The sequence below is a fragment of the Nocardia sp. CA-084685 genome (assembly GCF_050955785.1).
Taxonomy (GTDB): domain Bacteria; phylum Actinomycetota; class Actinomycetes; order Mycobacteriales; family Mycobacteriaceae; genus Nocardia.
On the sequence record NZ_CP192094.1, the window covers coordinates 6525888 to 6547740 of the forward strand.

17 protein-coding genes are annotated in these 21853 nt (G+C 65.8%); 8 read left to right on the plus strand and 9 right to left on the minus strand.

What is annotated here, in order from left to right:
* Positions 1 to 285 precede the first annotated feature (285 nt).
* Positions 286 to 1881 (plus strand): GMC oxidoreductase, encoded by a 1596-nt coding sequence (locus tag ACQP2U_RS29110; protein WP_433710386.1) that lies wholly within the window; start codon positions 286 to 288, stop codon positions 1879 to 1881.
* Between the two features lie 47 nt (positions 1882 to 1928).
* On the opposite strand, the gene ACQP2U_RS29115 is transcribed toward ACQP2U_RS29110, so the two are convergent.
* The gene (locus ACQP2U_RS29115) at positions 1929 to 2534 is read right to left on the minus strand and encodes a TetR family transcriptional regulator (protein WP_433710387.1); all 606 of its coding nucleotides are present in this window, start codon (positions 2532 to 2534) and stop codon (positions 1929 to 1931) included.
* Positions 2535 to 2668: 134 nt separating this feature from the next.
* Between ACQP2U_RS29115 and ACQP2U_RS29120 the strand changes: the two genes are divergently transcribed.
* Positions 2669 to 3940 (plus strand): amidohydrolase family protein, encoded by a 1272-nt coding sequence (locus ACQP2U_RS29120; protein WP_433710388.1) that lies wholly within the window; start codon positions 2669 to 2671, stop codon positions 3938 to 3940.
* A gap of 161 nt (positions 3941 to 4101) precedes the next feature.
* Here the strand turns inward: ACQP2U_RS29120 and ACQP2U_RS29125 are convergent, their stop codons facing one another.
* Entirely contained in the window at positions 4102 to 5274 is a 1173-nt protein-coding gene (locus tag ACQP2U_RS29125) for a thiolase family protein (protein ID WP_433710389.1), read from the minus strand.
* A 131-nt stretch (positions 5275 to 5405) separates the two neighbouring features.
* Between ACQP2U_RS29125 and ACQP2U_RS29130 the strand changes: the two genes are divergently transcribed.
* The 3 genes from ACQP2U_RS29130 (at position 5406) to ACQP2U_RS29140 (ending at position 8129) form a co-directional block, all read left to right on the plus strand.
* Positions 5406 to 6524: an acyl-CoA dehydrogenase family protein gene (locus ACQP2U_RS29130; protein WP_433710390.1), complete on the plus strand. Its 1119-nt coding sequence runs from the start codon at positions 5406 to 5408 to the stop codon at positions 6522 to 6524.
* A gap of 15 nt (positions 6525 to 6539) precedes the next feature.
* On the plus strand, positions 6540 to 7310 hold the full coding sequence (locus ACQP2U_RS29135; protein WP_433710391.1) for an SDR family NAD(P)-dependent oxidoreductase: 771 nt from the start codon (positions 6540 to 6542) through the stop codon (positions 7308 to 7310).
* Positions 7311 to 7379: 69 nt separating this feature from the next.
* A complete protein-coding gene (locus ACQP2U_RS29140) occupies positions 7380 to 8129 on the plus strand; it encodes an SDR family NAD(P)-dependent oxidoreductase (protein WP_433710392.1) in 750 nt (249 codons plus the stop codon).
* 130 nt (positions 8130 to 8259) lie between these two features.
* On the opposite strand, the gene ACQP2U_RS29145 is transcribed toward ACQP2U_RS29140, so the two are convergent.
* Positions 8260 to 9003, minus strand: a complete 744-nt coding sequence (locus ACQP2U_RS29145) for a hypothetical protein (protein ID WP_433710393.1) — start codon at positions 9001 to 9003, stop codon at positions 8260 to 8262.
* A 228-nt stretch (positions 9004 to 9231) separates the two neighbouring features.
* Between ACQP2U_RS29145 and hsaA the strand changes: the two genes are divergently transcribed.
* A complete protein-coding gene (gene hsaA, locus ACQP2U_RS29150) occupies positions 9232 to 10398 on the plus strand; it encodes a 3-hydroxy-9,10-secoandrosta-1,3,5(10)-triene-9,17-dione monooxygenase oxygenase subunit (RefSeq protein WP_433716610.1) in 1167 nt (388 codons plus the stop codon).
* 74 nt (positions 10399 to 10472) lie between these two features.
* Here hsaA and ACQP2U_RS29155 read toward each other — a convergent pair whose 3' ends face one another.
* The 4 genes from ACQP2U_RS29155 to ACQP2U_RS29170 form a co-directional block, all read right to left on the minus strand.
* Positions 10473 to 11021: a flavin reductase family protein gene (locus tag ACQP2U_RS29155; RefSeq protein ID WP_433710394.1), complete on the minus strand. Its 549-nt coding sequence runs from the start codon at positions 11019 to 11021 to the stop codon at positions 10473 to 10475.
* A 27-nt stretch (positions 11022 to 11048) separates the two neighbouring features.
* Positions 11049 to 12230 (minus strand): hydroxylase, encoded by a 1182-nt coding sequence (locus ACQP2U_RS29160; RefSeq protein ID WP_433710395.1) that lies wholly within the window; start codon positions 12228 to 12230, stop codon positions 11049 to 11051.
* Positions 12231 to 12394: 164 nt separating this feature from the next.
* A complete protein-coding gene (locus ACQP2U_RS29165; RefSeq protein ID WP_433710396.1) occupies positions 12395 to 13261 on the minus strand; it encodes an alpha/beta fold hydrolase in 867 nt (288 codons plus the stop codon).
* A complete protein-coding gene (locus ACQP2U_RS29170) occupies positions 13258 to 14259 on the minus strand; it encodes a VOC family protein (RefSeq protein ID WP_397028107.1) in 1002 nt (333 codons plus the stop codon). Before ACQP2U_RS29170 ends, ACQP2U_RS29165 begins: the two co-directional genes overlap by 4 nt.
* A gap of 251 nt (positions 14260 to 14510) precedes the next feature.
* Here ACQP2U_RS29170 and ACQP2U_RS29175 point away from each other — a divergent pair, with 251 nt between their 5' ends.
* Both ACQP2U_RS29175 and ACQP2U_RS29180 read left to right on the plus strand, forming a co-directional pair.
* The gene (locus ACQP2U_RS29175) at positions 14511 to 16112 is read left to right on the plus strand and encodes an FAD-dependent oxidoreductase (RefSeq protein WP_433710397.1); all 1602 of its coding nucleotides are present in this window, start codon (positions 14511 to 14513) and stop codon (positions 16110 to 16112) included.
* Positions 16113 to 16369: 257 nt separating this feature from the next.
* A complete protein-coding gene (locus ACQP2U_RS29180) occupies positions 16370 to 17263 on the plus strand; it encodes an IclR family transcriptional regulator (protein ID WP_433710398.1) in 894 nt (297 codons plus the stop codon).
* A 49-nt stretch (positions 17264 to 17312) separates the two neighbouring features.
* On the opposite strand, the gene ACQP2U_RS29185 is transcribed toward ACQP2U_RS29180, so the two are convergent.
* Together ACQP2U_RS29185 and ACQP2U_RS29190 are read right to left on the minus strand one after the other, a co-directional pair.
* Complete coding sequence (locus ACQP2U_RS29185; protein ID WP_433710399.1) at positions 17313 to 17819, minus strand: DoxX family protein; 507 nt, start codon at positions 17817 to 17819, stop codon at positions 17313 to 17315.
* A gap of 452 nt (positions 17820 to 18271) precedes the next feature.
* Positions 18272 to 21715, minus strand: a complete 3444-nt coding sequence (locus tag ACQP2U_RS29190; RefSeq protein WP_433710400.1) for a protein kinase domain-containing protein — start codon at positions 21713 to 21715, stop codon at positions 18272 to 18274.
* Positions 21716 to 21853: the final 138 nt, after the last annotated feature.

Below are 21853 nucleotides of genomic sequence, written 5' to 3' on the forward strand. Positions count from 1 at the left end.
CGGCCGTCACCCATCGAGCCCACGTCCGGTCGGCGGGCCAGACCTCCCGCGGATGTCGTCACCCCCTGCACCCACCGACATCCGCGGGAGGTCCCTCGAACCCCCTGCGCGCGAACCCACTGCCGCGGGCCAGCTTTCCTCCTCTCAACGTCCCGCGGGATTCGCCGCGGGAGCTCGCCAGACACCCCGCGCGCGAAACCCACTGCCGCGCGGGCCGGTATTCCTTGCTCTCAACATCCCCGCGGGGTTCCGATCCGATCCCCGCGGTCAGGAGGTCGATCAAACATGTCCGCATTCACGCGCCGGTCGTTTCTCGGTGGCGCAGCCGGTGCCGCAGTCGCATTGGCGGGTACGGGAATTGCCGCCGGTAGCAGCGGTATCGCGACAAATATGAGAAGTGTCCCGCTCGTCCGCGAAGACCATCGGGTCATCGTGATCGGGACGGGATTCGGCGGCGGCGTCACCGCGCTGCGCCTAGCCCAGGCCGGAGTTCCGGTCTTGATGCTGGAGCGCGGATTACGCTGGCCGACAGGCCCGAACGCGGAGACGTTCCCGCATGCCACGTCGCCGGATAAGCGCATTCTCTGGTACGAGTCCGCGCCGGAGCTGTTCGGTAAGCCGGTGGGGTTCGACCCCTACGCCGGACTCCTCGAGACGGTGTCAGGTGACAATATGACAGCGCTGTGCGCGGCCGGTGTCGGCGGCGGATCGCTTGTGTACCAAGGCATGTCGCTGCAGCCATCGCAGGCTGCATTCGCCACGCAGTTCCCGGACGGCTTGGATTGGCCGACAATGAACCGGGTCCACTATCCGCGCGTCGCGCAGATGTTGCAGCTCGCGGTCGCCCCAGACGAACTGATCGCCAGTCCGAACTATCAGGCCGTCCGGGTCTTCGAACAGCATGTACGCAAGGCCGGTTTGCCGGTGTCGAAGATTCCGATGCCGATCGACTGGAATTACGCGCTCGCCGAACTACGTGGCGAGATGAAGCCCTCCTATACCAACGGTGACGGTGCGCTCGGCGTGAACAACGGCGGAAAACACTCCGTCGACGTCACCTATATCGCCGCGGCGGAGGCGACCGGCAAGGTGCAGGTCGAAATACTCCACCACGTCACCGCGGTCGAACGCGCCAAGGACGGACGGTGGACCGTCTACGTCGACCGGACCGACTCCTCCGGCACGGTGCTGGAGAACAAGATCCTCACCGCGGGCACGCTGGTCATGGCCGCCGGAAGCCTCAACACCACCAAACTGCTGGTGCGAGCCAAAGCGAAGGGAACAATCCCGGACCTGCCGGACGCGCTCGGCGCCGGGTGGGGCACCAATGCCGACCGCATCTACACCTGGACCTGTCTGGACAGCGATCTCGGCTACCCCCAAGGCGGACCGGTCGTCTACGGCAGCCTGAACTGGGACGATCCCACGAAAGCGGCCACGGTCATCCAGGCATCGATCCCACCGGCGGGCATAGATGCGCGCACCACCATGCTCGTCGGCTACGGCGTCAGCAATGCACGCGGACGCTTCGTCTACGACTCGGGCAAGGACGAGGCCGTGCTGCACTGGCCCAAAGAAGGGGACGCGGTAATCCAGAACGGCACCATCGGTCCGCTGGTACAGAAGATCGCCGGCCCAGCAAGCGCTCTCGTCGATACCAACCTGGCGGTCCCGTCCACCTGGCACGCGCTCGGCGGTGCGAATATGGGCCCGGTCTGCGATCTGGAAGGCCGCGTACACGGGCAGCGCGGACTCTATGTGCTCGACGGTGCGCTGATCCCGGGCAACAGCGCTGCCTGCAACCCATCGATGACCATCGCCGCCGTCGCCGAACGCGCACTCGACCACATCGTGGCGCAAGACGTCGGTTCCATCATCTGACCACCCTTCGGCGGGGTCACCCCTGAGCCGGCGACCCCGCCGATTCACTAGTGGACGCGCCCGTTGCGCACCGAAGAGAGCGCGTCGAAAGCTTCATCGAGCAACTCCGCCAGATCGAGTTCGCCATTCGACGCCGACCAGCGCTCGACGGCGATATTCAGGCAACTCGTCGCGGCGGCGACCTTGATCTCCACCGCGATGGGGACAGGTCCCGACACGCCCGCCCGCTCGGCCAGCGCCGCGGTGAGGGCGGGTCGCCAACTGTGCTGTTTTTCCAACTGCCGCCCGGACAACTCCGGAGTGTCGAAGATGAGTCGCGTCATGGCGAGCGCGGCAACCGGGTCCTCCAGATAGAACTCGGTGACCCCGGCCAATGCCCGGCGCAGCGCCGTCCAGTCGTCCTCTTCGGCGGGCCGGGCACGTAGCGCGTCCGCGAACCGGTCGGCGTGGGCGTCGAAGGCGCTCAGCACCGCCTCCTCCTTGCTGCCGAAATAGCGCAGGAGAGTGCTGCGGGATACCCCGGCAGCTGCGGCCATGTCATCCACGGTGACATTGTGGAATCCCCGCTCACGGGTCAGTTCGTAGGCGACCTGTGCCAGGTCGGCTCGCACTGCGGCACGGGCGATCAATCTCGTGCGCTTGGTTCCGCTCATGGGCATGACGCTACCCTTTGCAATTTCGTGACATAACTGAGCACTGCGAGCTACTCTGACACTCAGTCTCAGTATTGAGGCAAAGTCTCTACTCGCGCCCGCGCGCGGAACTGCCAAGAAAGCAAGGTGCCAACGTGTCGGATTTCTTCGTCGTATCGGGCGATACGCACATCATCGAGCCGGTCGACCTGTTCAAAACCCGGCTGCCCAAACATCTTCGAGACCGCGCCCTCTGGGAGGAGGAGTTCACCCTCGACGAACCGATCGTGGCGGGCGGGCACACCGAGTTCAAGAAGCTGCACACCGTCGGGTTCGACGGTTGGACCATCTCCAAGTACCGCCAGCTCGGCGGGCGAACACCGGACGGCGAGCCGGAGAACATCATCCGGGATATGGATCTCGACGGCGTCGACGCCTCGGTGATGTTCCCGAACCTGTCGCTGTTCGTCCTGTTCACCGATGACCATGAACTGTCGATGGCGCACGCTCGGGCGTGGAACGACTACCTCGTCGAACGGTATCTCCCGCATAAGGATCGGATGCGCCCGACGGCGGCGATCCCGCTCACCGACATTCCGGATGCGGTCGCCGAGATCGAGCGATGTGCGCGCATGGGGTTGGGCGCCCTGCTACTGCCGGAGATCCCACCGCTGCCCTATTGGTCGCGGGAGTACGACCCGGTGTGGGCGGCCGCGCAGGCGCACGGGTTGCCGGTGTTCTTCCACGTCGCCACCGGCGGGGTGATGGTCAAGGAGTCGGTGTCGGAAACGGCGACCACCGTCAAGGGCCTGATGACGGCCATGAATATGGGCAAGGGACAACTCACCGACGATATGGTCGCGGGCCGGACCATGGGCGGCGGGAACACCGCATCGGCCAGCCCGCAGGGCATCATCGCATCCCTTATCGGTGGCGGTGTCTGTGAACGATTCCCTGACCTGCACTTCAACCTGACCGAGTTCGGGGCCGGTTGGCTGGTCTCGTTCATGGGCATGATGGACAAATCCTGGCGGACCGGTATCGGCCAGGACGCCGATTGGTGGCTCGGGTTCTGGGACGACACCCGCCCGCCGAACGACCAGCCGACCATGGGGCGACTGTTCGCCATCAACGGGAAATGGCCCTACCCGCTCGCGCCAAGCGAATACCTCCAGCGCCAGATCCATGTGCAGTTCGCCGACGATCCGGTGGCCGTCAAGGCCCGCCACATCACCGGAATGTCGACCGTGATCTGGGGCAACGACTACCCACACGCGGAAGGCACCTTCCGCAGCAGCAAGGAATGCATCGACTTCAACTTCGACGGGGTTCCCGATGACGAGCGCGCGGTCATCCTGGGCGGCACCCTGGCCGATGTCGTCGGCTTCGACAAGACCGTGAAGAAGGCACCCGCCAACGTCGCCTGACCGGATCAGCGCCCCCGCCACTGCGGTGGGCGCTTTTCCAGGAATGCGGCAACACCTTCTTTCAAGTCTTCGCTGCGCATTACCCCGATGGCATTGCGTTTCCCTTCGCGATAGATCCGAACACCTCGTGTGTGAACCGGCAACGCCCGAGAAGGGCGCTGTCAGACCGTCAGGACCAGTGCCGACCCCATGCCGCCGCCCGCGCACATCGCCGCGACCGCCGTACCGCCACCGCGGCGGCGCAACTCGTGGGCAAGGGTCACCACCATTCGGGTGCCGGTGGTCGCGATCGGATGCCCGAGGCTGCAACCGCTGCCGAACGGATTGACCTGCTCGGGATCCAGACCCAACTCCCGCACGGCCGCCACGGTCACAGACGCGAAGGCCTCGTTGATCTCGAACAGATCGACATCGCCGATGCCGATCCCGGCCCGGTCCAACGCCTTTCGGATCGCATCGATCGGTGCCAGGCCCGTGCGCACCGGATCGACGCCGACGCTGGCCCACGACCGCACCGTGGCCAGCGGTGCGAGCCCGTGTTCGGCTGCCAGTTCGGAACTGGCGACGACCACCGCGGCCGCACCGTCGTTCAATCCGCTGGAGTTACCGGCGGTGATCGAGAAACCCTCGATCTCCGGGTGCAGCGGCTTCAGCGCCGCGAGTTTCGCCATGCTGGAACCTCGGCGCGGATGTTCATCGACGTCGAAGACCGATACCCCGCCGTCCCGATCGGTGACCTTGACCGGGACGATCTCGTCGAGGAACCGGCCTGCATCGATCGCCGCGACGGCCCGCTCGTGCGACCCGAGAGCCCAACCGTCCATCTCCTCCCGGGACACCCCCGCCAGCCGCGCGGTATTCCAGCCGACGAGCATCGCCATATCGTTGTTCGGCGCTTCGGGCGTCGACACGTGCGATGGCGAACTCCATGGGTCCTGCCAGTCGTCGGTACCGGGAATCCGCCGCCGTGCGACGGGCGCCGTCGAGAACGACTGTGTCCCACCGGCAATCACCGCACGATCCATCCCGGCCAGCACGCTCCCCGCGGCGGTCGCCACACTGGCCAATCCGGAGGCGCAGTGGCGGTTGTGCGCCAAGCCGGGAACATGGGTGAGTCCCGCCTCGATCGCGGCATACCTGGCGATATCGCCGCCGCCGGCGATGGATTCGCCGAGTACGACGTCATCGATCAGGTCCGGCGGCAGGCCGCTGCGTTGCGCCGCCTCCCGGACAACGACGGTGGCGAGATCGAAGGCGCTGGTATCGCGCAGGGTGCCCTTGCGGGCGGTGCCGATGGCGGTACGGCAGGCGGAGAGCAAAACGGCATCAGTCATATAATTCGTTGTACTCTATTAGCGCGCGGCCTGAAAGATCCGAGGCGAAAAGCGTGGTGGATCTCGACTCGAGATGTAAAAAAGGATACCTTCGCAATGACGTTTATGTCTTCGGCATCGGGTGGTGACTGATGAACTTCGAGCTCAGCGACGAGCAGACGATGTTGTGCGCTGCCTCACGCGACCTACTGTCGGACCGGGCGCCGATCGAGACGTTACGGACCTGGATGGAACGCGACGAAGACGTCGACCCGCAGCTGTGGCGGCTCACCGCCGAGCTCGGCTGGCCCGGCCTGGCGCTACCCGAGGAGTACGGCGGTGCGGGCCAGGGCCTGGTCGAGCTCACACTGGTCGCGGAGGAGATCGGGCGCGGGCTCGGACGCGGCCCGTTCATCTCGACCGCGGTCGTCGGGACCGCGATCGCTGCCGCTGGTTCGCCCGCACTGCGGACCGAGGTGCTGCCCGCGCTCGCCGAGGGATCAAGCTGGGCCACTTGGGCTTTCGCGGAACCGCGGGCGCCGTGGACCCTAGACGGAGTGCACGCCGAGGCCCGGGGCGACGGGGACGGGTTCATCCTCGATGGGGTCAAGACCGCGGTCCAGGATGCGGGCGGTGCCCGCTGGCTGCTGGTCACCGCGCGGCACGAAGGCGTTCCGACATCATTTCTCGTCGACCGGGACAGCGCCGGGGTCACCGTGCGGCGTCAGCAGGTCCTGGATCTGACGCGCGCGTTCTACGAGGTCCGGCTCGAGCAAGTGCACGTTCCGGCCGAGCGCCGACTCGAGGTCGGAGCCGCCGAGGTGCAATGGCTGCTCGACTGCGCCTCGGTGCTGCGCTGTGCCGATGCCCTCGGGGTCATGGCGCGCATGCTGGAACTCACCGTCGAATACACCGGGGCCCGCGTGCAGTTCGGGCGGCCGATCGGCACCTTCCAGGCCGTAAAGCACGCGTGCGCCGATATGGCGACGTTCGTGCACGCCGCCCGTGCGGCGACCTACTACGCGGCGATGGCCGCCGATGCCCATGACGCCACGCGCGCCGCATGCGTCGCCGCCTCCTATACCTCCTCCGCCGCCGGGGAGGTCACGGCCCGCGCCCTGCAATTACACGGTGGTATCGGCTTCACCTGGGAGCACGACCTGCATCTCTACCTGCGCCGAGCCGAGACCGACGCTGTGCTCTACGGCGGCGTCACTGTCCATCGGGACCGGCTGTGCACCCTGCTGCAACAGTCTCCCGCATCCGTCTGAGCGAGAAGGAATTTCATGGAAATCAAGGGCAAGAAGGTCGTCGTATTCGGCGGCGCCTCCGGCATGGGCCGGGCCAGTGCCGAACTGTTGGCGGCGCGCGGCGCCGATGTCGCGGTGCTGGACCGCCCGGGTACGGCGGGCGCCGAGGTCGCCGCCGCACTCGGCGCCGGCTTCCACCCCGTCGACATAACCGACTTCGCGGCGACCGAGCAGGCACTCGCCGACGCGGTGGATGCCCTTGGTGGACTGCATGTCTCGATCACCACGGCGGGCGGCGGCAAAGCCAAGCGCACGCTCGGCAAGGAAGGTCCACACGACCTCGAGACCTTCCGTCAGGTGCTCGACCTCAACGCCGTCGCGACCTTCAACATCAGCAGGCTCGCCGCGGCGCATATGAGCCGCAACGAACCGGAGGATCCCGAGGAGACCGGCGAACGCGGCGTCATCATCAACACCTCGTCGATCGCGGCCTTCGAAGGCCAGATCGGTCAGGTCGCCTATAGCGCAGCCAAGGCCGCCATCGCGGGTATGTGCCTCACCATGGCCCGCGATCTCGGCTCCCTCGGCATTCGGGTGCTCGCTATCGCGCCCAGCCTGTTCGACACCGGTATAACCGTCAAAATCCCGGACGAGATGCGGGCGCAATTGGTCAAGGACGCCGCCTTCCCCAAACGGCTCGGCCGTCCGGATGAGTACGCCAAACTCGCCCTCGCCATCATCGACAACCCCATGCTCAACGGCCAGTGCCTGCGCTTGGACGCGGGCCAGCGCTTCGCCCCGAGGTGATCACAGTTACGAACGCGAAAGTTCAAGTCGGGCATCGCATTACGGTGCCCTGGTCGAAGGAGAGACGCGATGTCCGAACATGATGGCAAGATCGCGGTCATCACCGGAGGTGGCCGCGGCTTCGGTAAGGCATTCGGCACCGCATTGTCGGAACTGGGCGCGCACGTCGTGCTCGCCGATATCGACGGCGAGGTCGCCGCATCCGCCGCCGCCGAGCTGGCCGCGCAGGGCCGCGGCGCGACCGGCGTGGCCTGCGATGTCGCCGACGAGGACGGCGTCGCGGCGATGATCGATGCCGTCACCGAACGCCACGGAGGTATCGACATCCTGGTCAACAATGCGGGCCTGCACGCCGCCTACAACCGGCCGTTCACCGAACTGGGCCTGGCGAAGGTCCGGCGGGTATTCGATGTCAATGTCATGGGCGTGATCAACTGCACGCTCGCGGCGCACAAGGCCATGACCGGGCGCGAAGGTGCCTCGATCGTGAATATCTCGTCGTCGGCGGCATACGGCAACCGAACCGTCTACGGCGTCTCCAAACTCGCCGTGCGCGGCCTGACCATGTCCTTCGCCCGCGAATTCGCCCCCGACGGCATCCGCGTCAACGCGATCGCACCTGGTTTGATCTTCACCGAGACCATTCGGGCCGAACTCGCTCGTGACGAGGCCGAGCGCGTCATGGGTCAGCAGATTCTCCAGCGTGCGGGCGAGGAACGCGACATCGTCGAGGCACTGCTCTATCTGGTCTCGTCGAAGGCGTCCTTCGTCACCGGTGAAACACTCCGTGTGACAGGCGGTTTCGCACTCTCCGTCTAGCCGAATTACGCTGCGCAGCAACGACTGCGGCCGGGTCTCGCAATGAGAATTGCGAGACCCGGCCGCAGTTTCGGTCAGCACCCCACCCAACGCTCGTCGATGAATCGGCCCCCTAAAGGCGCCACCAGAGCTACGCGGTCGCGGGCTCCGCCTCGACGGCGTCCTTCGCAGCGAGTTCGGCTTCCTCGCCCTTGATCGCCTTCAGCAGTACCACCGGCGTGGCAACCTTCCAGACGAGATAGGCGATCGCTGGAATACCCTGGGCCAGAATGCCATTCCACGCGAACGGGCCGGTCTTGTTCAGGAAGACGAAGGCGCCCGAGATGAGCAGCACACCCAGCAGCATGCTCAGGTGCGCGTACCAGCGCGGGAAAATCGGCTTGGCGCGCTGGTCGAAGTAGGAAGCGAATCCGATCGACCAAACCTGCAGCACGAAAATACAGGCGTTGCCCACATACATCAGCCAGAAGATGTCGGTCATCGCGGACAGGACATCGGGGGAATGGCTTTCCGGCCGATATGCGGCGGCGGCCAGAATCGCCAAGGGGTAGAAGAAGCCGGTCGGCGCGACGACGCCGGTGGTCAGCTGGACCATCGACAGCCAGCCCCAGCCGCCTTCGACCCGCCTCATCTGCATGCTGGTCGCGACGACGTACGGATATTCGAATGGCACGGTCAGCACCATGATGGCCACACACACCAGAATCCCGTGCTGATGCTCGACCAGGAAGTCACGAATCTCATTCGCGGACATCGTCGGACTCATGGGCGAGAGCAAGTCGCCGACACCGTAGGCGACGAGCATCAGTACGAGAACCAGGAATCCGCTCCACGCTGACCAGCGCTGCAATCTGAAATAGACTGATTTTTTCAACGGATCTCCTTCGATCTCTGTACTCATCGCGATCAATTCCGTCCCCTGAGGACGAAAGCTCCCCCAGTGTGATGACCCGCACATTCGACTGGCGGCGAACTTCCGCAGAGCGGGACGGCCGAACCGCCGCTGCGACGGCCACGGCAGGTAATCCCGTTCAGCGGCAGCCGCGTGCGAATCCGAGGTGTGCGGCTGGAGTACGCGGTGCTCGAGGCGCAGGATTACCGCATGGACAACGATGTAGCCGAGGCGGTACGCGGGCTGCTGCCGGAATTGGCCGAACGCGCGGCCCAGGTCGACGTGACCGGCGAAATTCCGGAACAGACGATGAGGGACCTGATAGCCACCGGGGTCTTTCGGCTGCTGCAACCGAAATGGAGCGGCGGTATGGAGGCCGATCCGAATCAGTTCTACGACGTGGTCCGAATGATCGCGGGCACCTGCGGCTCCACCGGGTGGGTGACCTCGGTACTCGGAGTCGTTCCGTGGCATATGGCGCTTTTCGACGAACGCGCACAACGCGAGGTGTGGTCCGATAACCCGAATGCGCTGATCTGTCCGTCCTATGCGCCGGTCGGCCGGTTGACGCCGGTCGAAGGCGGCTATGAACTCAGTGGACATTGGCGCTTCGCATCCGGCAGCGCGCATGCGTCATGGGCAGTACTCGGCGGCACTGTTTACGCGGACAACGGTGATCCGGTGGATATCGTGTCCGCGCTGGTACCGCGCGCGGACTACCGCATCGATAGGGTGTGGGACGCCGTCGGCCTGCGCGGCACGGGCAGCCATGATCTGCACATCGATCGAATTTTCGTCCCGGTCTATCGAACGACGCGCAATTACGACGTCACTCATCGCCGTGGTCCTGGCCAGAAACTGAATACCGGCCCGCTGTATCGCATGCCGTTCGGCACGATGTACAGCTATTCGGTCACCGCGCCGATGATCGGCCTGGCCGAAGGCTGTCTGGAGAAATTCCTCACGCGCATGCGCAATCTCAACCGACCGAGTTTCGGCGGCGGCGGTCTCAGCACGGACCGATCCGTGCAGATCGCCGTCGCACGAGCCGAATCCGATGTCGACGCCGCCGTCCTGCAGCTGCACCGGAACCTGACCGACCTCTACGAGCGGGCGCGCCGCCGCGAAGACATTTCGATGGAGCTACGGCTGCGCGGCCGCCGGGACCAGGTGTGCGGCACCGAGCGCGCGATCACCGCGATCGATCTGGTTTTCCAGGCCGCGGGCGGTATGTCGCGACGTCGCGGCAATCCGATCGAACGGGCCTGGCGGGACGCGCATACGGGCAGCATCCACGCCGGTAACGATGTCGAATCGTCACTGGCGCTGTGCGGCCGCGGCTCGTTCGGGTTGTACGTCGATGAGATGCTGGTCTGAACAGACGGCGACCCCCATGGCCTGCCCTGCCATCGGGGTCGCCGAATTGCGCACTGTTACACCGGGCTAGGTGACTACCATCCGACGAGGCGGTCCAATACCAGCGGTGCGCTGGCGAGATAGTCGCCGTACCCGCCGCGGAAGAACAGCAGCGGGGTACGCACCGACTCCACCCGCAGTTCGTGCACCTGCCCGACGACCAGGACGTGGTCACCGATTTCGACGATCTGGGCAACGGTGCAGTCCACCCACGCGACAACACCGTCCAATACCGGATTGCCCAATGCCGACGACTGCCACGGCACGCCCTCGAACCGGTCGCGTCCTCTGGACGCCATGCGCCGCGACACGTGTTCCTGGTTGCCCGCCAACGCATTTGCGCAGAACCGGCCGGTCTCGCGGATGCGTTGCAGGGTCATGGAAGACGTGTCCACCAGGAACGACACCAGGGGCGGGTCGAGCGAAACGGAGGTGAACGTCCCGACGATGAACCCGTGCGGGCGCTGATCGTCGTCGAGAGTGGTGATCGCGACCACGCTCGTGGGGAAATGGCCGAGCACATCCCGGAAGTGGCGCGCATTGATCGCCACGACCGTCTCCTGCGTCGATCGGATCTTGCTCATAACAGTCCGTCCTCCTGACTACCTACGTCAGACCATCACGATCATCGACGGCGGCAGCTCGAGCCCCATCTTGACCAAGGCATTCGCGTGGTAGGCCGTGCCAGGAACGTGGATCATGTGCTGCAGTGCCATATGCGCGTCGCGCCAGTACCGCTGGATCGGGTTGCTGCGCCGACCCGCGTTTCCACCTGAGCGCGCGAAGATTTCGTCCAGTGCCGACACCGCCCGCCAGGCGCAGCGGACCTGATTGCGCCGGATATCCGACCGGTCCTCGAGTGTGATCGGCTTTCCGGCCTCCACCTGGTCGTAGAGCCGACTGACGCCCTCGATCAACTGAATCCGCGACGCCTGGATCTCCGAAGCCGCCTCGCCCGCGGCGTAGAGCGTGTATGGATCGTCGCGCACTTGGACACCGGTCACGGCGACCCGTTCGCGCTGTTGGGCCAGGTGAATGGCCAGTCCGCCCTCGCAGATCCCGATGACAGCGGCGGTGAGCCCGAGCGGGAACATGGTGGTGAAGGGCAGCTTGTACACCGTGTCGGTGAGCCCGCGCTTCTCCGCCGCCGCACCCTGCATGATCTCGTCCTGGACGATCACCCGGTGGTCGGGCAGGAACGCCCCCTCGATCACGACGTCCTTACTGCCGGTGCCGCACAGGCCGACCACGTCCCAGGAATCGTCGATGATCTTGTAGTCCGCGCGGGGAACGACCACGTGCAGCACGGTCGGCGGTCCGGCGGGCTTGCCGGTGCCGTCACCGAGCAGTGCGCCGAGGAAGACCCAGTCGCAGTGATCGGTGCCCGAGGAGAACGGCCAGCGCCCGGTGAGCCGGTAGCCGCCCTCGACCGGATCGGCGACACCCATCGGCATATAGGGCGAGGCGATCCAGGTGTCCGGGTTCTCGCCCCAAACCTCTTGCGGCAGACGGGGATCCATCTGCGCCATCTCCCAGGGATGAACGCCGACGACGCCGCACACCCACCCCGCGGCGGGGTCGTGCTGCGCGACCGCCATCACGGCTTCGGCGAAGTCGCGCGGGTGCGCTTCATAACCACCGAACTCCTTGGGCTGCAGCAGCCGGATCACGCCGGCCGAACGCAGCAGTTCCGCGGTCTTATCGCTCAGCTTGCCGAGCTTCTCGTTCTCCTCGGCGAGTGCGGCCAGTTCCGGCCCCAGCTCCTCGACACGTTGGACTACTTCGTGTGCCACGACGCACACCTCCTACTTACTGGGAAACTACAGGTGCCGCCGCGACGGCCACCGAAAGTGCCGATCTGGCGAGGGGATTCGCTCATTGTGATTCCTTGGTCCATCCGGTCACCACGGACTTTCCGCTCACTGGAAAGACGCATGGTGCACCGGAGTCGGACGGACTATGCGGCGGACGGTTCGCGGGTGAGGAATTCGATCGCCACCCGCTCGAAATCGGGCTTGCGCTCGATCTGCACCCAATGCCCGCAGCGGGCGAAGGTGTGCAGTTCGACATCGGGCAGCCAGCGGTTCGCGAAGTGCGCCTGGTCGTAGGGCAGCATCCGGTCGTCGCGGCCCCACAGCATCAGCGTCGGAGTCGTGACGGTGGCGGCCTTGGTCCACAACGGCGTATACGTCTGACGCAGCTTCGGATCGAACATCGAACCGAAGATCGCCTTCATCCGGTCGATCACGCCCTCGGCGGCGGCATTGCGCATGCGTTCGTCGACGAGTTCGTCGGTGATCAGCGCGGGGTTGAACACCATCGCCTTGATCCAGGCGATCATCCGGTCGCGGGTGGGATCGCCGAGGAATTCGAACAGTCGCTGAAAGCCCTCGCTCGGGTCGGCCTGGAAGATGCCGACCGAAAGTCCGCCGGAGCCCATGATGGCCATCCGGCGCACCCGTTCGGGATGTAGGGCGGCCAATTCCGCCACCACCGCCCCGCCCATGGAGTTGCCGATGAACACCGCGGACTCGATGCCCAGGTGATCCATCAACCGCGCGATCCACTTCGCGGCGACCACCGGGTAGATCTCGTCGAGTTCGGGCAGCGCGCTACCGCCGAAGCCCGGCAGATCGGGCGCGATCACCCGGAACTGTTCGCCGAAGACGGGCAGATTGTGCTGGAAGTTCGACCAGGCACTGACACCGGGCCCCGAACCGTGCAACAGGATCAGCGGCTCGCCCTCGCCCACTTCGTGGTAAGCGAACTCGAGCCCTTCGACGTCCTTCTTCACCAGGGTCGAGTCATAGGTAAGCGCCGTCACGGCTTCAGTCCGGCCGATGGTGTCGTGGACAGGAATGCGCCGCCCGGGCCCACGTCGAGTGCCTCTCCGTACCACGTCTGGCCGTACTGCAGCTCCGGAATCTTCCACTCGATCGCTTGCCAGTCCGGATCGAAGATGTGATATCCGCCGGAGTAGAGCTCGATGCGGTGGCCGGAGCCCGGATCGTGAATGTAGAGGTACATGGCCTGACCGATGCCGTGTTTGCCCGGACCATGCCCGTAATCGATGTCGAGATCACGGATCTCGTCCGCCGCCCGCAGGATGTCGTGGTAATTCTCGATATTGAAGGCGATGTGGTGGAACGCGCCGTTCTTCTCCTCGCCGTTCACGCCGATCGCGATGTCGTGCACCTGGGGTGTGACCGACAGCCACGACGCCATCAGTGTCTCCGGGAACTGCGGAATCATGGCGAACTCACGACGCTTGAACCCGAGCGCGTTCTGCAGCCATGCCTCGGCGCCGTTGACCGTGCTGGGGCTGCATTGCACATTCAGGTGGTCGAGGCGGCGCACGCCGAAGCCACGTCGGCGCGAGCTGTTGCTCGGCAGCTTCGAGCGCAGCGACTCGGGCGCGATCGGCTTGTCGATGTCGTAGTAGAGCTCGAACGGATGCTCACTGCCCGGCACCAAGAACCGGATCGCCTCGCCCCGGCCGGTTTCGTGACCCGCGGGCAGCACGACCGTCTCGATCTCCTGCTGCTCGAGCTGCTTGTGGAACAGCTCGACATCCTGCTTGCGCTGGACCCGGAAGCTGTAGGTGTTCACCCGGGCCTCGGCCTGCTGGGTCAACACGAGCGAGTGGTGCACGAGCTCCTGGTAACCGCGCAGGTAGGCCACACCATCGGCCTGCGCGACGACCTCCATGCCGAGCAGGTCGCGGAAGAACCCCAGCGAACGCTCCAGGTCCGGCGTGCCGAGATTGATGCCACCGGCATGGGCGATCTGCGGGCCGGGATCGTAGTCGTGGGAAAGAGTCATGCAAGCTCTCCTTGAAATCGATTGACGGCCAGGAACGCTAATTCGTGTGGCGCGCGCCACCAGGAGAATTTCCGCCCACCGGGAGCCGCGCGGTCGCCCTGGTCGGAGGAGGCACTGCTTCCGCACAGCGGAAACCGATCCCGGCCCGATTGCCACAGCCCCCACACTCGGGAGGTCCACACCCCAGGTGACCCAGGTCACTGGGCGGGGCGATGGCAGGAGATTCGCGGTCCGGAAGCAAGGAGACAGTTATGCCCGCTGACGAGGAAACCTACGACGTCGTGGTCGTCGGGTCCGGAGGAGGGCTGGTCGGCGCCTACGCCGCCGCATCTCGTGGCCTGCGCACACTCGTCATCGAGAAGACCGACCGCTTCGGCGGCACAACCGCCTATTCCGGTGCGGGACTGTGGTTTCCGGGCAGTGCCCCACTGCGCCGCGCGGGCATCGAGAACGATGTCGAAACGGTGCGCGGCTACCTCCGCGCGATCGTCGACGACCCGTCCCGCGAAGCCAGGCAGGATGCCTACCTGCACACCGGGCCGATACTGATCGACGAACTCGAGCAGAACCCGCGGTTCGGGTCCTTCTTCTACCAGCCGGTGCCCGACTACTTCGCGGAGAAGCCGGGCGCGACGGCCGCGGGCAACACCATCTTCCCGGCCGAGATCGAGGCCGCCGAGCTCGGTGATCTCGCCCCGCTGATCCGCGACCAGCTGCCCATCGAGATCTGGGGCGGAGAGCCGGCGTCCGTGCTCACCGGCGGCCGCGCCCTCATAGCGCGAACGCTGAAAGCGTTCCTGGAGACCGGGAATGGCTCCTACAAGCTCGAGACCGCGCTCGAGAGCCTGATCGTCGAGGGCGACCGAGTGGTCGGCGTGGAGGCGGTCAGCAAGGGCGAGCGGGTCCGGATTCGCGCTACCCGCGGCGTCATCCTCGCCGCCGGCGGATTCGAGCGCAATCGCGAGCTGCGCGAGAAGCACAAGGTCGCCCCGTACCACGGTGACTGGTCCGATGGCGCGCCTGGGAACACCGGCGACGCGCTGCAGGCTGCCGTCGCGATCGGAGCGGCCACCGAGTTGCTGGACCAAGCGTGGTACATCCCGGGTCTCGTGCAACCCGGCGGACGACCGGTCTTCCACACCGGTAGCCGCAGCGGCATCTGGGTCAACAGCGCGGGCGAGCGCTTCATGAACGAACTGCTGCCCTACGACCGGGCCGGGCGCGAGATGCTGCGCCTGCACAAAGAGACCGGCGTCGCGCACACTCCGTGCCACTGGATCTTCGATCAGCGCCACATCGACCGGGACAGCTTCGGTGGCGACCCGGCCGTGCCGCCCCGCCCGGAGTGGTTCGAATCGGGTGCGCTGCGCAAGGCCGACACCATCGAGGAGTTGGCCGATCTCATCGCCGTGCCCGCCGAGAACCTCCGTAAGTCGATCGAGGAGTTCAATTCCTATGCCGACAAGGGGGTCGACGAGAAGTTCCACCGTGGCGAGACCGCCTGGGACCAGATGACCCAGTACGTCATCGGGTTCCCCGCCGGACCCGTGATGAACTACGTGCAGCCCCTCGACAACGGCTACCCGAACCCGCTCGTGGCGCCGATCGACACTCCGCCCTACTACACCGCCACCATCGCACTCGCCGACATCGGCACCAAGGGTGGTGTGAAGACCGACGAGCACGCTCGCGTGCTGCGCGAGGACGGCGAGCCGATCGCGGGCCTGTACGCGAGCGGTAACACGATGGCCGCCATGTCCGGCCGGGTGTACCCGGGCGCCGGGACACCGGTCGGGTCGTCTCTCGTCTTCTCCTACCTCGCGGCACTCGACCTCGCGGGCGCCGCCGAATGACAGGCTCGATACCCGAGATTGCTCGAGCACGAGCAATATTCAGTAGCCTGAGGCTCGGCCGGAAGCATCCATTTCCGGCTGAGCCCAGGAGCGCCCGGCGGCGAGTAACAGCCGGGAGGCAGATCAGTATCCTCTTTGTTCCAAAAAGTTCTCTGTACCGATCTGTATAAATTTCGGCGATTTCCGCCGATCCGGCGCCTTCGCATGCTTAGACTGGCCGCTGAAGTACGAGTCCGGCCAAGTTAGGAGGCGCGGAGATGACCTCGATGTTGAGGATCAGTGAAGCTGCCGACGCCGCAGAGCAGTCTGCGTTATCCCCCTCGCTCGTGGAACGCATGACACTGATCATGGAATCGTTCGGGGGCGCCCAGACGCGCCTCACGCTCGAGGAGGTCAGCGGCCGCACCAACATACCCCGGTCCTCGACCCACCGCATCCTGAAACATCTCGTTCAACTGCGCTGGCTCGAGCGCGACGGCAGGGAGTACGGCCTCGGATCCCTCGCATTGGGTCTCGGTGGTAGAGAAGACGGCCACAACGCATTGCGCGCCGCGGCATTCCCCCTGCTGCACGCGCTGGCGGTGCGCACCGAGATGGTCGTGCACTTGGCCGTATTGGATGGCACCGAGGTCTACTACCTGGACAAGTTCGGCGGTCGGGCCGCGGTCGAGATTCCATCGCGGGTCGGTGGCCGCGCTCCCGCGCACTGCACGGCCATCGGCAAAAGCATGCTCGCCTGGTTGTCACCCGAGCGGGTCGACAAACAATTCAAGGGCGCGATCCCGCGGCGAACCGCCCGAAGCATCAGCGATATCGGCATTCTGCACCAGGAATTGAGCCGGATCCGGGCGCGCAACGGCCTGGCCTTCGAGCGCGGCGAATGTTATTCGCATATCGCCTGTGTCGGTGCGGCGGTGCGCGGTCCGGACGGGCCGATCGGCGCGATATCCATCGTCTGCGACGCCCAGGCCGCACTCGAACGACTGGCGCCATTGGTCGCCAATTCCGCGCATGGGATTTCCGAGAAGTTGTTCGGCGTCACGCCGCAGCCGGACCGACCACGCCATATACCGCCCACCCCACGGATCGCCCTGCCCAGCGAAGCGCTCGGCGAGCTGGTCGCCATGGGTGAGCGGGGCGCGTGGTTCTGAGCTGGCGAACAGCCCCGCACCACCATCGGTGCGGGGCCGTCGAATTCCCTTATTCTGCTTGCATTTTCGGCCGCCAACTCACGGCGAGCAGAATCGCCGCGCCGCCGACGCCACCGATTACCGCGATGGCCAGTCCGAGACCACCGTCGAGCGTCGTGTCGATGCCGAACGCGCTATCGAGCGAGGCCTTACCCGGCCCGATGGCCGCGATACAACCGGCTACCACAGCGAGCATCAGCACATACTCGTAGCCATCCTTGAATACGAAGAAGCCGTTCTTCCGATGCGCGATGACCGCGGCCACCGCCATGCTGCCGACGATGAACGCCGCCGCGGGCGCGGTGAGCAGCCCGGCCGCGAAGGCGATTCCGGCCGCCAACTCCCCGGCACCGCTCAATGTCGCATGCACCCGGGGCGGCCGCAGTCCCATCGAGGCGAACCAGCCCGCCGTACCGGCCACACCACCCGGGCCGAACAGGTGGTTACAGCCGTGCGCGGCCATGGTCAGCCCGACCACCAGCCGGAGTACCAGGATCGCGGCATCGATCATCGTCATGCGAAAAGAGACTCCTCATTGTCGGGATCCGGCTATGAGGTCCACAGCCGCGCACAGGGCAGCGGAAGCAGCCCCTCGTCGAGCTCGGTATCAATGTCGACGTCCACGCCCAATCCGCGCACGGCCGCAGCGAAACACTCGGCGGCCTCCCGCGCCGCGCGATACTGCAGCGTGGGGTGCCCGTGAAAACGCACTCGGATGCGGCAATCGTCACCACACGGGCGAGACCGGCGCGGCGAAATCGGGTGCCATTCGGGCTGGCATACGAGCGCCGTCAGTGAATTGTGTCGAGCCATTGTCGTGTCCTCGCCGTGCAACACATCGATGTGTCCACTCCTCGCACCGCGATAACCGGCGAATGAGTGACAGCCAGATTCAGTGCACTCAATATAGCCTCTGCGGCCAACCCGAGATAGGCGAGTGTAATCCACGCCACAAACCTCTTCCGCCGGCTACTGCCGACCGGAACCGGCGGGCAGCAACTGCGTCAGAAATGTCAGCGGCGTCCGGCGCAGCGCCGGATCGGTACCGATGAGCGCGACGACGGCAGGCTCGATGGCAGTTCCGGCATCAGCCGCCAACCGGGGTAGGCCGAGTTCAGCGCACTGCGCCAATACCGGATCCAGCACCGCGACAGCCTCTTCCACACGGCCCGCGCTTGCCAGGCAGCACGCCAACAGCAGTCGCGCCTCCACTAGCGCCCGCGGGCGGCGCTGGTGTTCGAGGCCACGCACCAACCGCTCGGCCAGCACAGTGGCGGTTTCGATGCTTCCGGCCGAGCGATCCGCCAATAGCAGCCGGATCGCCGAATCCCACTGGATTTCCGAGGTCAGCATGGTGATCCCGTCGCCTTCGGCGCGGTAGGGCTCCAGTCGCTCGAGTGCGGCGACCTCGTCCGCGGCGATGGGCAGGCCGAGGCGGATCCGTTCGTTGACAATGCGCGCGGCCAACCGGGGCAGCGCGAGATTGTGCGCCATCTTCGCCCCCTCGGCAAGCCGCTCCCGCGCCGCTGCAAGATCGCCACGCAGTGCCGCGATTCGCGCGCCGACGCCATAGGTCGCCGACATGAATTCGACGGCACCACCTTCGGGCCCCGCCTTGACGCTCTCGTCTAGTAGCTCCTTGGCCTCGTCGATTTCGCCCCGCCAATAACACAGCGCACCGAGCAAGGCGCCCGTCATACGCGTGATGTAGGAATAGCGGCCGGTCTCCAGTGCCAGCGCCCGAGCGGTTTCCAGATGCGCCTGCGCCGCCGCGATATCGAGTTGTTCGAAGGCAGCCACACCGGTCAAGCCGTAGCTGTGCAGCAAGCCGGTCGGTCCCTTGACCCGGGCCCGATGCGGCGCCACCCACCGCTGCCACCGGTACACCTCGTCGAAGTCGAACCGATAGAGGGCGGCCGCCGATCCAACGCCCGCCGCGATGGTCGCGATGAACGGGTTGACCTCCGTCTCGAGCCGATGCGCGACGAGCTCCGGCATTTCCGCGACTCGGTCGGAGGTGAGTCGGCACGCGGCACGCGCCAGCGCGGCCTCGACATGGAGATCGGTGATGTCGTCCGCATCCGGCTGACCGGCACCCAGCACCGCGTCGGCCCGGTCCAACGCCGCCTCGGCAGGCACCGGCCGCTGCAGCGAGATATTCGCCCATGCCACGAACAGTTGTAGACGCGCACTCGATACCGCGACCGCGGTCGGCAGTTTCGCGACCAGCCCGAGCAGCGTGGCCGTGCGGGCACTCTCGAGCAGTTCCGTCGCGCGATCCTCGATCAATCGCAGCGCACCCACCGAATCATGGGCGGCCAGTGCATGATCCACCGCATCATTCAACATCGCGTGATCGGCGAACCAGTCGGCCGCGATGCGATGCAGCCGCAGGCATCGGTCGGGATCCTGTTCGGCGAGCCTGCGACGCAGGAAGTCGCCGAACATACGGTGATAGCGGAACCACTCGAATTCGCCGCCGATATTGTCCGGGAAGTCGACATTGCGCAGGAACAGATCTCGGGCCTTGACCTGCTGCAACAGCTGCGCAGCCGCAGGGCCCGACAGCGCTTCGGCCAGTCCGGCACAGATTTTTTCGGTGATCGAGGTCGCCAGCAGAAAGTCGAGCAGCTCCGGATCCAGCGTATCGAGCACGTTTTCTACGAGGTATTCGCCGATCGCCTGATTTCGGCCAGAGAGTTGATCGATGAATCCGGCGGGGTCACGGCTACCGCGCAGCGATAGCGAGGCGAGTTGTAATGCCGCGATCCAGCCCTCGGTCGAGTCGAGCAGTTCGGCGACCTGCGATCGGTCCAGCCTCAGCCGATTGATGTCGAGCAAGAACGCCGCCGACTCGGCATCGTCGAATCGCAGGTCGTCGGAATCTATTTCGACCAGTTCGTCGCCGACCCGCATCCGGCTGAGCGGCAATCCCGCCCGCGTTCGGCCGGTGACGATCACTCGCAGGTGATGGCATCCGTTATCCAGCAGGAATTCCATGGCGGCGCGGGTACCGGCATCGGTGACCAGGTTCCAGTCATCGATGACGACGGCGATCGGCGCACCGCTGTCGTGCACTTCATCGATGAGCGATGCCAGCACGTAGCGAGTGGCATCGCTGGAACGCTCCTCCAGCATTGTCACCAGCCCGCCGGCCAGATCCGGGCGCGCTCGGCGAATCGCCTCGACCAAATGGGCGAGGAACCAGACGACATTGTTGTCGTCGTGGTCGATCGTCAACCAGCCGACCGACATCCCTTGTGCGGTAAGCACATCGCGCCACTGCGCGGCCAGCGTGCTCTTGCCGAAGCCCGGCGGCGCGTGGATGAGCAGTAGTCGACGATTGCCGCCCTCCCGCAGTTTGCGCAGCAGTCGCGGCCGGTCCACCAGGGGACGGGCCGAGGTCGGCGGGCGATATTTGGTCGACGGGACCGGCGGTGGCGCCGTGGTGCGCGGGCCGGTTCCGCGCTGTGCGGGAACCATTATCGGACCGGACCGCGGCTGCTGCGCGTCCGCGGGCACCGCCATGGCGTCCACATCGAGTCCGCTATGGCGTTGGACATCGCGCAGCAGATATCCGAATTCGACTGCCGTACGCGGTCTTCGATCCGGATCGGTGGCCATCGCCGCTTCGATCGCGGCGCGGAGTTCGGCGGGAACATCGACTTCGCCCAGGTCGGGCCCAGGAGTCGAGGTGACTCGGACGAAATGCGCGAGCACGGCCTCACCAGTGCGGCGTTCGACGGCCGCGTGCCCGGTCAGCAGGGTGAACAATGTGGCGCCGAGGCTGTAGATGTCCGCAGCCGCGCTCGGCGGGGTGCCCCGCAGCACCTCGGGTGCGATGAATGCCGGTGTGCCGGTGATGCGTCCGTCGGAGGTTTCGAATCCACCGCCGATATGCGCGATGCCGAAGTCCGCCAGTTGCGGCTCTCCGTAGTCGGTCACCAGGATGTTCGCGGGCTTCACATCACGGTGCAATGTGCCCGCCGCATGCGCCGCGGCCAGCGCCCCGGCGATCTTCACCCCGATCGACAGCAACTCCTGCCACGGCAGCGGGCCCGTCGCGCGCAATCGCGCATCCAGCGAACCGCGCGAATGGAACGGCATGACGATGAACGGGCGGCCGTCGGCGGTCACATCGACCTGGTGGACCGCAACGATATTGGGGTGTCCCGAGAGTCGGCCTAGCGCGTGCTGCTCGCGGACGAAGCGCTCGCGTTCGTCACCGGTGATCTCCGAGGTCAGCACCTTGACCGCGACGGTGCGATCGAGCGAGCGCTCCAGACACCGGTAGACGACCCCGAAACCCCCTCGGCCGATCTCCTCGGCATCCTCGAATCCGGCGGCGGTCAGTTCCGCGATGATCCCGAACTGGATATCTCGCTGAGTGCGGTCGTTCTCGGAGTCGGACATGGCGAATCGGCTAATCGACCGGCGTCGACGTGTGCGAACCCCCCGAAGCCGCAATGTCGGAACATACGATCACCTCTCGAGGCTGAACTGCCGACCCCGACCTGCCGATCATAGTCGTGAAAGCCGAGCTCGGGTCAG